The 12,221-nt window shown below is 32.1% G+C and carries 12 protein-coding genes; all 12 read right to left on the bottom strand.

Translation table 11 applies throughout. The features are described 5' to 3' along the window. Positions 1–14: 14 nt before the first annotated feature. On the bottom strand, positions 15–1,367 hold the full coding sequence (ffh, locus tag ABMA45_RS02960; RefSeq protein WP_022088394.1) for a signal recognition particle protein: 1,353 nt from the start codon (positions 1,365–1,367) through the stop codon (positions 15–17). A 16-nt stretch (positions 1,368–1,383) separates the two neighbouring features. Beyond that, the gene (gene ylxM / locus ABMA45_RS02955; RefSeq protein ID WP_022088393.1) at positions 1,384–1,707 is read right to left on the bottom strand and encodes a YlxM family DNA-binding protein; all 324 of its coding nucleotides are present in this window, start codon (positions 1,705–1,707) and stop codon (positions 1,384–1,386) included. 228 nt (positions 1,708–1,935) lie between these two features. After that, positions 1,936–3,156 (bottom strand): threonine ammonia-lyase, encoded by a 1,221-nt coding sequence (ilvA, locus tag ABMA45_RS02950; protein WP_022088392.1) that lies wholly within the window; start codon positions 3,154–3,156, stop codon positions 1,936–1,938. Between the two features lie 104 nt (positions 3,157–3,260). Then, complete coding sequence (ftsY, locus tag ABMA45_RS02945) at positions 3,261–4,184, bottom strand: signal recognition particle-docking protein FtsY (RefSeq protein ID WP_022088391.1); 924 nt, start codon at positions 4,182–4,184, stop codon at positions 3,261–3,263. A 12-nt stretch (positions 4,185–4,196) separates the two neighbouring features. Beyond that, positions 4,197–7,757, bottom strand: coding sequence for a chromosome segregation protein SMC (gene smc, locus ABMA45_RS02940; protein WP_022088390.1), 3,561 nt, complete (start codon positions 7,755–7,757; stop codon positions 4,197–4,199). Between the two features lies 1 nt (position 7,758). Further along, positions 7,759–8,445 carry a ribonuclease III gene (rnc, locus tag ABMA45_RS02935; RefSeq protein ID WP_022088389.1) on the bottom strand — a complete coding sequence of 229 codons (687 nt, stop codon included), beginning with the start codon at positions 8,443–8,445 and terminating at the stop codon, positions 7,759–7,761. Between the two features lie 97 nt (positions 8,446–8,542). Then, positions 8,543–8,776: an acyl carrier protein gene (gene acpP, locus ABMA45_RS02930; protein WP_022088388.1), complete on the bottom strand. Its 234-nt coding sequence runs from the start codon at positions 8,774–8,776 to the stop codon at positions 8,543–8,545. 2 nt (positions 8,777–8,778) lie between these two features. Further along, on the bottom strand, positions 8,779–9,792 hold the full coding sequence (plsX, locus tag ABMA45_RS02925; RefSeq protein WP_022088387.1) for a phosphate acyltransferase PlsX: 1,014 nt from the start codon (positions 9,790–9,792) through the stop codon (positions 8,779–8,781). A 160-nt stretch (positions 9,793–9,952) separates the two neighbouring features. Next, positions 9,953–10,132, bottom strand: a complete 180-nt coding sequence (gene rpmF, locus ABMA45_RS02920) for a 50S ribosomal protein L32 (protein WP_022088386.1) — start codon at positions 10,130–10,132, stop codon at positions 9,953–9,955. Between the two features lie 3 nt (positions 10,133–10,135). Next, entirely contained in the window at positions 10,136–10,660 is a 525-nt protein-coding gene (locus ABMA45_RS02915; protein WP_022088385.1) for a YceD family protein, read from the bottom strand. A gap of 158 nt (positions 10,661–10,818) precedes the next feature. Continuing rightward, on the bottom strand, positions 10,819–12,012 hold the full coding sequence (locus ABMA45_RS02910; RefSeq protein ID WP_022088384.1) for an acetate/propionate family kinase: 1,194 nt from the start codon (positions 12,010–12,012) through the stop codon (positions 10,819–10,821). A gap of 8 nt (positions 12,013–12,020) precedes the next feature. Further along, positions 12,021–12,221: phosphate acyltransferase (locus tag ABMA45_RS02905; protein WP_348029904.1), on the bottom strand; the 201-nt coding region annotated here is incomplete at its 5' end.

Genomic DNA, 12,221 nt, shown 5'->3' with positions numbered 1-12,221 from the left:
GTATAAATTTAAATCTAGAAACCGAAAGGCATCTTAAAAGCGCCTCTTCGTTTCTTCTTGCCGCCACCCATCATGCCCGGCATGTTCTTCATCATTTTTTTTGCTTGGTCAAATTGTTTTACCAATTTGTTTACTTCGCTTATATCTACACCTGCACCTTTAGCAATTCTTTGTTTCCTTGACGGATTAAGAATATCAGGATTACCTCTTTCTTCCTTTGTCATGGAATAAATAATTGCTTCAATACGTCCAAGTTGTTTATCATCTGGAAGCATATCTTCTTTTATCTGACCGCCTAATCCCGGAATAAGACTAAGCATTTCTGATAAACCACCCATATTTTTAATCTGACTCATGTATTCAAGATAATCATCAAAGGTAAATTGTGCTTTTCTAAGACGCTGTTCCATATCCTTTGCTTTTTCCTGGTCAATTGCCTGTTCAGCCTTTTCAATTAATGAAAGGACATCACCCATACCGAGAATTCTTGAAGCCATTCTATCTGGATAAAATTGTTCTAAATCAGAAAGCTTTTCACCCATACCAACATATAATATAGGTTTTCCTGTTACAGCCTTAATTGATAACGCTGCACCACCTCTTGTATCACCATCTAACTTAGTAATGATAATTCCATCAATTCCAATCTTTTCATTAAACTGGGTTGCTACATTCACTGCATCCTGACCTGTCATTGCATCAACAACAAGTACTGTCTGTGTAATGTCAATATTATCTCTAATTTCAATAAGTTCGTTCATCATGTCCTCATCAACATGTAAACGACCTGCTGTATCTAAAACAACAACATTATTGTTATTCTTTTTAGCATGTTCAATTGCTGCTTTGGCAATATCTACAGGTTTATGATTCGTTCCCATGGCAAATACCGGAACACCCTGTTTATCACCATTAATCTGCAACTGTTCAACAGCTGCCGGTCTGTAAACGTCACAGGCAACTAATAAAGGTTTTTTTCCACTACCTTTAAGTTTTCCTGCAATCTTAGCGGTTGTTGTTGTTTTACCTGCCCCCTGAAGACCCATCATCATAATGACTGTTATTTCATTGTCAGGCAAAAGTTTAAGTTTCGTTGTTTCAGAACCCATAAGATTAGTAAGTTCTTCATTAACTATCTTTATTACCATCTGGCCCGGTGTCAAACTGTTAAGAACATCCTGCCCTATAGCCCTTTCTGTAACTGTTTTAATGAATTGTTTTACAACTTTAAAACTAACGTCAGCTTCAAGCAAAGCCATCTTAACTTCTTTAAGAGCAGCCTTAACATCATCTTCTGTCAGTCTACCCTTACCACGTAAGCCTTTAAATATGTTTTGTAATTTATCGGATAAGCTTTCAAATGCCAAGCCCTTACCTCCTATATTAATAATTCTCTAAAATCTGTCTGGCAATATTCTCTATGTCTTGCATATTATTCTCATCTGCCAATTGACAAATACGTTCAACCTGTTCTTTAGTCTTTTCAAATCTGCTTACAAGATGTAACTTTTCTTCATATTCATTCAAAGTCTTATCACATCTCTTTATCAAGTCATGTACGCCTTGTCTGGAAATATTTCTCTCCTCAGCTATTTCTCCAAGACTATAGTCGTTTAAAACAACTTCTTCATATATCTCCTGCTGATGTTTAGTCAACAGTTCTCCGTAGAAATCATATAAAAGAGAACTTCTTAAAATATCTTTCATATTTACCTCTAAGTGCATCTATCTAAAATTGAAAATAAAATATATCAAAATCACACTTAGAATATAATACAATACAAAGCAAAGGGTGTCAAGTATTTTTTCTTGACACCCTTGTGTTTTATTTTAAATTTATATTTTGCATTTTAAAATAATTTATGAATCCTTTTTGTATTTTAATCACTATCTGTTCATTATGTAAAATCAATCTATATAAATAATATTAGTTATTTATAAATTTGGTCTTACTTCTTTTGGCTTATAGCCTTTCTTTTCGAGAGCTGCAATAATCCGTTTTTTATGTTCGTGACCGAAACATTCAAGAGTAACTCTAAGTTCAACGGCAGAATTTCTATTAACAGATACAAACTGATTATGTTCAAGCTTAATTACATTTCCCTGTACATCTGCGATAGTGTTTGCAACTTTACCTAATTCACCCGGCTTATCAGGAAGTAATACAGATACTGTGAATACTCTTCCTCTCTGAATTAAACCGTGCTGTAATATAGATGACATTGTAATAATATCCATATTACCACCACTGATAATAGAAACAATCTTCTTATCTTTGCATTTTAAATGCTTAAGAGCTGCAATTGTAAGCAATCCTGAATTTTCAGCAACAAGTTTATGATTTTCAACCATATCAAGAAACGCATCTATTAATTCATCATCTTCAATTGTTATGATATCATCAATATTCTTCTGTATATATGGGAATATGTTACTACCCGGAGTTTTAACCGCTGTACCATCTGCAATAGTATTAGCACTGTCTAATGTAACAACTTTTCCTGCACTAAGTGAAGCTTTCATACACGCAGCTTCTGCCGGTTCTACACCAATTACTTTAATATTTGGATTAAGTAATTTAGCTAATGTGCTTACACCTGTTGCAAGTCCGCCACCACCGATTGGAACCAAAATATAATCTACAGTCGGAAGTTCTTTTATAATTTCCATGGCAATTGTTCCCTGACCTGTAGCTACATCTAAATCATCAAATGGATGAATAAATGTATATCCTTCCTTTTCTGCTAACTCAAGCGCATACTTACATGCATCATCATAAACATCTCCATATAATATTACATCTGCACCATAACTTTTTGTTCTATTTACCTTCATAAGAGGAGTAACAGTTGGCATAACGATTGTTGCTTTTACGCCATATAATTTGGCAGCATATGCAACCCCCTGTGCATGGTTTCCTGCTGATGCAGTAATTAAACCTTTAGCTCTTTCTTCTGGAGTTAATGTGCTTGTCTTATAATAAGCTCCTCTTACTTTATATGCACCTGTAAACTGCATATTTTCTGGTTTAATATATACCTTATTGCCTGTCTGTTCTGAAAAGTAATCACTATATATAAGATTTGTATTTAATGTTACTTTATTAACTATTTCTGAAGCTTCTTCAAATTTCTTTAAAGTTAATCCTTCGCTCATTATCTTCACTTCCTATTCTAATTATAATAATTTTTTCTTTGTAATAATACATCAACTTTCCATATTATAAAATATTTTTTTCAAATAAAATACAAAAATCAAGTTTACTTTGTAAATAACGCTGACACAAAATCATGAGAATTAAATTTCTGTAAGTCATCTATGCCTTCACCTACACCAATATATTTAACAGGAATTCCTAATTCAGCCTGAATTGCAATAGCAATTCCACCTTTTGCCGTTCCATCCATTTTTGTAAGAACAACACCTGTTATATCTGTTGCTTCCATAAATGTTTTAGCCTGTACTAAAGCATTTTGTCCTGTCGTAGCATCAAGAACGATAAGATTTTCTCTTATACATCCTGAATATTCCTTTTCAATAATTCTGTCTAATTTTTTAAGTTCTTCCATAAGATTCTTCTTATTATGAAGTCTTCCCGCAGTATCACAAAGTAGTACGTCAGCATTTTTATTTTTAGCAGATGCAATTGCATCAAACAAAACAGCTCCCGGATCTGAACCTTCATTTCCCGCTACAATATCTACATTTGAACGTCTGGCCCACTCTTTAAGCTGATCAGCTGCAGCAGCTCTAAAAGTATCAGCAGCCGCCATAACAACCTTTTTGCCATTTCCTTTTAGCTGTGCCGCAAGTTTTCCGATAGATGTAGTTTTTCCTACACCATTTACACCGATTACCATAACTACTGATTTTTCATTTTCAAAATCATATGCATTTTCTCCTAAATCCATCTGTTCTTCAATGTTTTTAATCAGCAACTCCTTGCAATCTTCAGGTTCTTTTATTTTTAACTCTTTTACCTGTTCTTTAAGTTTATCTATTATTTCCATTGTTGTATTAACACCAATGTCACTCATAATTAAAATTTCTTCTAATTCTTCATAGAAATCGTCATCAATATGTGAAAATCCACTGAATATTGAATCTAATCCTGATACTATAGAATTTCTTGTTTTTGTAAGCCCTGATACAAGTTTTCCAAAAAAGCCTTTCTTTTCTTCCATTTACAAACTCCTTTATTTATCCAAATTTCCTTCCAATAAATCTACTGAAACTAAGGCTGATACACCTTTTTCCTGCATTGTAATACCATATAATCTATCAGCACATCCCATTGTTCCTCGTCTGTGTGTAACAACAATAAACTGTGTATTTTCTGTAAGTTTATGCAAATATTCCGCAAATCTGATTACATTTGAGCCATCTAATGCAGCTTCAATTTCGTCAAGAAGACAGAATGGAGATGGCTTTAAATTCTGAATTGCAAACAAAAGACAAATTGCCGTAAGTGCTTTTTCTCCACCTGAAAGCTGCATCATATTTTGAAGTTTCTTTCCAGGCGGCTGTGAAATAATATTAATTCCTGCATCAAGAATATCATCTGCTTCAGTAAGTTCAATAACTCCTGCGCCACCGCCAAATAATTCCTTAAATACCTTATCAAATTCAACCTGAATTTCAGCAAATTTTTCTTTAAACTGTTTTCGCATACCAACTTCTAATTCGTCAATAATTTTCAAAAGATTTTCTTTTGCACGCATTAAGTCTTCATGCTGTTCTTTCATAAACTGATATCTTTCGTTTATTTCCTTAAACTCTTCAATAGCATTTACATTTACGTCTCCTAACTCTTTAATCTGACGTTTTAAATTGGCAATGCTATTTCTAAGTTCTGCTTTATCATTTAGACTTTCATCTCTAAGTTCAACAGCATTTCTATATGTGATTTCATACTCGTTCCACATATAATTAATTTTTGTCTCATTCTTTTCCTGTAAATTTTCTTTTTGGCTGTTAAGTCTGTAAATTTCTTTATCTAATTGTGTTATTCTTGAAGAAAGTTCTTCTCTCTTATCGAAAAATTCTTTATGATCTTTATTCTGCTTTTCCTTAGCATTTTTAAGGTCTTCAATTTCTAAATTAAGCTTTTCAATAAGTTTACGTCCTTCTTCGATTTCCTTTGTTATGCCATCAATAGTTTCAATTCTAGCTGAAATCTCATTGTTGTTTTCACTTGAATTGTTTTTAATCTGTTCCAATTCATTCTTTAAATCTGAAATCTGATTATTGCTATTTTGAATCTTTTCGCATAAAAATTCATGCTTTTGCTTTAAACTTGAAATTTCAATATTAATCTCTTCTAACAACGACGTTTTTTCAACAAGCTTTGCATTTATAGAATCCATATTATTACTTTTTTGTTTAATAAGTTCTTCTAATTCGGAATTTCTATCTTCAACATTAGTAAGCTCTTTGTTAAGTTCTAAACTATTATTATTGATATTTCCGATTTCAGATGCAATATTTCCACTTTCAGCAGTATATTCCTGATATTCTGTATCAATGTTATTCTTTCTGTCTTTAGCTTGTTTTAAATTCAACTCCAATGTGTTTTTTGCAATGTTCTGTTCCTGAAGTGCCTTATTAATTTTATCAAGTTCATCATTTAAAACACTTGTTTTACTTCTGTTTTCTATTAAATTCTTATCAAGATTTTCTTTTTCATTCTTAAGGTCTTTTAATTTATTCTCAAGTTCTTCTATTTCTCTTCTTCTTCCTAACAGGTTGCTGTTATTTTTGAATGCACCACCCGAAATAGAACCACCAATATTTAAATATTCACCTTCTAAAGTTACAATTCTTAAAGAATATCTATATTTACGTTCTAGTGCAATTGCGTTATCAATCGTGTCTACAACTACGACTTTTCCTAACAAATATTTAGTTACGCCTTCATATTCTTTTTTTATTTCAACTAAATCACATGCAAGACCTAAAACACCTTTATCAAAAAATACATCTTCATTATTAAAGCCCGTTTTCTTAGTCATACTACTCAAAGGTAAAAATGTAGCTCGACCATATTTATTTTTCTTTAAATATTCAATTATTTCCTTAGCTGTTGTTTCTGTATCAGTTACTATATTCTGAATATTTCCGCCTAAAGCTGTTTCAATTGCAACTTCATACTTCTTTTCAACTTTAATAATGTCAGCAACAACACCAATAATACCTTTCTTGTTTTCCTTTAATTCCATTACTTTTTTGATACTATTTCCATAACCTTCATATCTTTCAGTAATGTTTTTTAAAGCTTCGAGATTTGATTTTGACTTATGATATCTTTCCCGGTTTTCAGATATTGACTTTGTTATTTTAGAATTTTCTACTCTTAAATCATTTAAGTCATTTCTATATTCTGAAACAGTTTTGTTTAATTCATCGATTGAATAGTTTACTTTATCTAACTCAGCTTTAAGTTCTTCTATTTTACTTTCCTGATTTTCCTTTTCGCTTTGAAATTCTATAAGTTTTTGATTAAGTTGAGATTTTCTTATATTAATCTGTTCAAGCAATGTATCACATCTTTGCAATTTTGATTTAATCATTGACTTAGAATTTAATATTTCGATAATCTCGGCTTTATGCTCTGCAATTTCTTTATCAAAATTCTCAATTTCTTCTTTAATAACAGAAATATCAGTCGTTATTTCTGACTGCGATTTAATAGTTTCCTGAATTACATTTTCATTATCGTCTTTTTCTTTACATAATTCAGTCAAATTCTTTTCCTTCTGGGCTATATCTGAAGAAATAGCATTTACTCTTGCTGCAATAAACTCTTCGTTGTTTTTAGCTGAATTAATCTGTTCTTTAAGAACAAGAATTCTTCCTTCTAATTTTTCAATTTTAAGAACAGTATCTGTTGACATTGTTTTTTTGGCTTCAATTGAATTGTTTATTTCTTCCAAATCTGCTTCTAACTTAGTATACTGCTTCTTTATATTTTCAAATTCTTCATTTGAGGAATTCATATCTGATGTTGCTATTTCAAGTTTTTTGTCTAAATCAGACAATCTGTTTTTAATATCTTCCATTTCGACTAAAAACATATTCACATCATATTTCTTTAAATCATCTTTAAAAAGTAAATATTTTTTAGCCTTTTCACATTGTTTCTCTAATGGGCCAACCTGACGTTCAAGTTCTGCTAATATATCCTGAACTCTGACAAGATTCTGATTCTCATCGTCTAATTTCTTTAAAGCCTGATTCTTTCTTCTTTTAAATTTAACAATACCGGCTGCTTCATCGAATAATTCTCTTCTTTCTTCAGGTTTTCCACTTAAGATCTGATCAATCTGACCCTGCCCAATAATAGAATAACCTTCCTTACCAATACCTGTATCATAAAAAAGTTCATTTACATCTTTAAGTCTAACCTGAGTTCCATTAATCATATATTCACTTTCACCGGATCTGAATAATCTTCTTGAAACAGTTACTTCTTCATAATCAACATCTAATTTATGGTCAGAATTATCCAATGTAATTGCTACATAAGCGAATCCTAACGGTTTTCTGTTTTCAGTTCCGGCAAATATTACATCTTCCATCTTAGATCCACGAAGCTGTTTTACCTTCTGTTCACCAAGAACCCATCTCACAGCATCAGCAACATTACTTTTTCCTGAGCCATTTGGTCCAACAATTCCAGTTATACCATTATGAAATTCAAATTTAATTTTATTTGCAAATGATTTAAAACCATGTATTTCAATACTTTTTAAGTACATATTATTTCCTCTTATCCATAGATTTAAGCGCGACATATGCTGCCTGTTGTTCTGCAGCCTTCTTTGTTCTTCCTATGCCCTCACCTATAACTTGTTCTCCAAGCAATACCTGTGCAGTATAACTCTTATCATGATCAGGGCCTATTTCGTCTATTATTTTATATGACACTTTGCCAGCCTTAATCATATCTACTCTTTCCTGTAAAATTGTCTTACTATCAAAAAACAATTTTTTATTTTCAATGTCATTTAGCACAAATTTAAGCACAAACTCTTTAGCTTTGTCAAAACCACCATCTAAAAATATAGCTCCTATTAGTGCTTCTAATGCGTCTGATGTTACTGAATCACGATTTCTTCCTCCTGATTCATCTTCACCTTTTCCAAGATATAAAAAATCTCCAAGATTAATTTCTTTAGCATCTCTTGCAAGAGTGCCTTCACACACAAGACTTGCTCTAAGTCGTGTCATTTTTCCTTCCGGCATTTCATAATTCAAAAATAAAAACTCACTAGATACAAGTTCTAAAACAGCATCACCAAGAAACTCAAGTCTTTCATTGTCTTTAACTTTTCTATTTTTATGCTCATTAGCATATGATGTATGAGTTAAAGCATTAACTAATAACTTTTTATTATCAAATTCATATCCGATTACACTTTCTAATTTTTCATAATCTGAATTCATATTAACTCCTTTTTACACACAAAAGAAAAGGGTAATATCATTTTAGAGTGATATTGCACCTTTTCTAATGTACTTAAATAATTTTCATAGTCAAATATTATTTATTCATAACCTTTTTTATTGCTTCAAAAGCATCTCCGACTGTAACAATATTTTCAGCTCCGTTAGTTGGAATCTTAATATTAAATTCATCTTCAATGCTCATAATTATTTCTAAAACATCTAAAGAATCTGCACCTAAATCATCTGCAAATTTTGATTCCGGTGTGATTGTGCTTTCATCAATATCCAATACACTTGCTACTGCTTTATAAAGTCTTTCGATTTCCATTTTTAATTCTCCTTTTTAACTGCTAATTTTTTTGATATTTTATCATTTATATTCATTTCTTTAAAAGAAATGCACTGAATGATAGAGTTTTTCACTTCTATGGCCTTTGAATTTCCATGAGTCTTAACAACTAATCCTTTCAATCCAAGTAAAGGTGCTCCACCATACTGATCCATCTGAAATGTTTTCAAAGTTTCTTTCAATTCTTTTTTTATAAGTAATGCACCGATTTTAGTTTTCAAACTTGTCATTAAAGTTCCTTTAACTTTCTTTAAAAGAACTCCACCAACACCTTCATACATTTTTAAAATAACATTTCCAACAAATGCATCACATACAACTACATCAGCTTTTCCTTCAGGAATTTCTCTTGCTTCAATATTGCCAATAAAATTAATACCTTCAAGATTACTTAACAACTGATACGTTTCTTTAGCAAGGTTATTTCCTTTTTCTTCTTCAGCACCAATATTTACTAAACCTACTTTTGGATTTTTAACCTTGCAAATATTTTCCATATATATAGAACCCATCTGTGCAAACTGAACTAGGTTAGAAGGCTTAGCATCAACATTAGCCCCACAGTCAATCAAAAGTGCTCCGCCTTTTTCCGTTGGAATAAGAGGTGCAAGAGGTGGTCTTTCAACTCCCTTAATTCGACCTACAATTACATGTCCTCCAACTAAAGTGGCTCCGGTACTTCCTGCTGATACAAGAGCATCGCATTCCCCATGTTTTACCATATACATACATTTAACAAGAGAGGAATCTTTTTTCGTTCTAATAGCTACTACCGGAGGTTCTCCTGTTTCAATAACTTCTGTAGCATTTACAACTTCAACTCTAGTCTTGTCATAATCATATTTCTCGAGTTCTCTGTTAACATCTTCCTGTCTTCCTACCATTTTAAGAAAAACATCTTTATTTTCTTTTAACGCTTCAATACCGCCTTTTACAATTTCACCAGGTGCGTTATCTCCGCCCATACAATCTAATGCAACTATTGTCTGTGACATAATTATTTCCTCCTTAAGCACATAAAATAACTATACTAAAATTATGTTTTAAAATCAAGCAAACTTGAATAAGACAACATAAAAATAAGGCTTCGCAGATATAAATATCCGCAAAGCCTTATTTTAACGCTTTCTCGTGCATAAACACGGACCATCCTAATTAGTCAACTGAAACGATTTCTTTCTTGTTGTATGATCCACATGCCTTGCAAACTCTGTGAGGCATCATTAAAGCTCCACATTTGCTACACTTTACAAGACCAGGAACTGACATTTTCCAGTTAGCTCTTCTCTTATCTCTTCTTCCTTTAGAAGATTTATTCTTTGGACAGATAGACATGGTTTACACCTCCTTAAACTGATTAAATACATCTAATATTTTCGACATTCTCGGATCTGGTACCGCAGTATCGCAGTCGCAGAATCCTTTATTGAGATTAGCGCCGCATCTATTGCAAATTCCCTTACAATCTTCTTTGCAGAGAACCTTCATCGGTAAGTTAACCAGAATCTCATTGAATACAAAAACCTCAGTATCAAAGACTGTTCCTTCAAGATAATTCTCCTCATCTAAGTCGGCAATCTTCTCTTCTGCTGTTTTATTCATATCCATATCTTTGGTTGAATCAATATTTATTGTAAATGTGACCGGTTCAAGACATCTGAAACAAGGTGCTTCTATAATAACATTCCCAGTGCATTTAACATTGATATGTTTCTTTCCGGCGTTTGAAAATACAAACTTTACATCACTGTCAGTTATCTTATATTCAAACTTAGCAGCTAGGAATTTCTTCCTTTCAACTTTAGTCTGAACTCTTTTAGTTCCTTCTTCTTTCTGTAATATCTCTATCAAATCAATTAACATAACTTGTTTCTCCCTAAAGACACCTTTACAATTATACATATATGGTATATTTTTGTCAAACACTTTTTTTATTTAATTATTTTGTGATTTGTTTACCAAATATGTTTATCATAGTTTCACAAAAATTTTCACTCAAAAACAATCAGCTATTATCTGTCTTATGATAAAAGTTCTAGAGTTTCTCTTGCTATTGCTAATTCTTCATTTGTTGGAATTACAAATACTTTTACTTTTGAATCAGGAGTTGAAATCATAATTTCTTCTCTTCTCTTTTCATTAGCCTTTTCGTCAAGAGACACACCTAAATATCCTAATTGTTCGCAAACCATCTTTCTTACAGCCTGATTATTTTCACCTACGCCTGCCGTAAATGCAATAGCATCAACACCATTCATTTCAGCTACATAAGCGCCAACAAATCTAACTACTGTATTTGCAAATACTTCTAATGCATTCTTTGCTACTTCATTTCCTTCTTCAATAGCCTTTGTTATATCTCTAAAATCACTTGATACTTCTGATAAACCTAAAACACCTGATTTTTTATTTAAAACATTAAGTACTTCTTTAACATTCATGTTTTCTTTTTCTGAAATAACTTCAACGATGCTTGGGTCAATATCTCCTGAACGTGTTCCCATAGCAACTCCTGCTAACGGAGTAAGACCCATACTTGTATCTATAGATTTACCATTTTCAACTGCGCATATACTTGCACCATTTCCTAAATGACAGACAATAGTCTTTAATTTATCATATGGCGTATCCATAATCTGAGCGACTCTCTTTGAAACATAACTATGAGATGTTCCATGGAATCCATATCTTCTTATCTTATATTTTTTATAATATTCATATGGAATAGGATACAAATAAGCTTTAGGAGGCATTGTCTGATGAAATGCTGTATCAAACACGACAACATTAGGTGTATCAGGCATTGCATTAATACAAGCTTTGATTCCTATTATATTAGCCGGGTTATGAAGAGGTGCCAAATCATTACATTCTTCGATTTTCTTAATAACTTCATCCGTGACAATAGTTGATTTTGAAAAATATTCTCCACCATGTACAACTCTATGACCAACTGCTCCAACTTCACTTAAATCTTTAATAACTCCTGTTTCTTTATTAAGTAATGAATCTATAACAATTTTAATAGCTTCATTATGTGTTGGCATTGAAACTTCTTTTTCCTGTTCTTCACCATTGTATGGTTCATATTCAATCTTACTTCCATCAATACCAATTCTTTCACACAATCCTTTTGCTAACACTTTCTCACTTACAGAATCAATTAATTGAAACTTTAATGATGAACTGCCACAATTAATTACTAAAACGTTCATTATTCCTCCTATTCCTGTCCTGCCTGAACCGCCGTGATTGCAACAACACCTACAATATCTTTTGCACTACAGCCTCTTGAAAGGTCATTTATAGGTTTTGCTATACCCTGGCACAATGGTCCATAAGCTTCTGCCTGTCCTAATCTCTGAACTAATTTATATCCAATATTTCCTGCATCTAAATCAGGGAATACTAAAACATTTGCTCT

It is taken from the genome of Eubacterium sp. CAG:156 (genome assembly GCF_000434315.1).
Classification (GTDB): Bacteria; Bacillota; Clostridia; order Lachnospirales; family Lachnospiraceae; genus Eubacterium_U; species Eubacterium_U album.
Note: the sequence above shows the minus strand (reverse complement) of the source record. Positions and strands in the feature narration are given on the sequence as shown.

Bases quoted from the DNA above. Each gene is read 5' to 3' on its own strand.
- ylxM (WP_022088393.1), bottom strand. From the start codon at position 1,707: ATGAAAGATATTTTAAGAAGTTCTCTTTTATATGATTTCTACGGAGAA.
- ilvA (WP_022088392.1), bottom strand. From the start codon at position 3,156: ATGAGCGAAGGATTAACTTTAAAGAAATTTGAAGAAGCTTCAGAAATA.
- ftsY (WP_022088391.1), bottom strand. From the start codon at position 4,184: ATGGAAGAAAAGAAAGGCTTTTTTGGAAAACTTGTATCAGGGCTTACA.
- smc (WP_022088390.1), bottom strand. From the start codon at position 7,757: ATGTACTTAAAAAGTATTGAAATACATGGTTTTAAATCATTTGCAAAT.
- rnc (WP_022088389.1), bottom strand. From the start codon at position 8,445: ATGAATTCAGATTATGAAAAATTAGAAAGTGTAATCGGATATGAATTT.
- acpP (WP_022088388.1), bottom strand. From the start codon at position 8,776: ATGGAAATCGAAAGACTTTATAAAGCAGTAGCAAGTGTATTGGATATT.
- plsX (WP_022088387.1), bottom strand. From the start codon at position 9,792: ATGTCACAGACAATAGTTGCATTAGATTGTATGGGCGGAGATAACGCA.
- rpmF (WP_022088386.1), bottom strand. From the start codon at position 10,132: ATGTCTATCTGTCCAAAGAATAAATCTTCTAAAGGAAGAAGAGATAAG.
- ABMA45_RS02915 (WP_022088385.1), bottom strand. From the start codon at position 10,660: ATGTTAATTGATTTGATAGAGATATTACAGAAAGAAGAAGGAACTAAA.
- ABMA45_RS02910 (WP_022088384.1), bottom strand. From the start codon at position 12,012: ATGAACGTTTTAGTAATTAATTGTGGCAGTTCATCATTAAAGTTTCAA.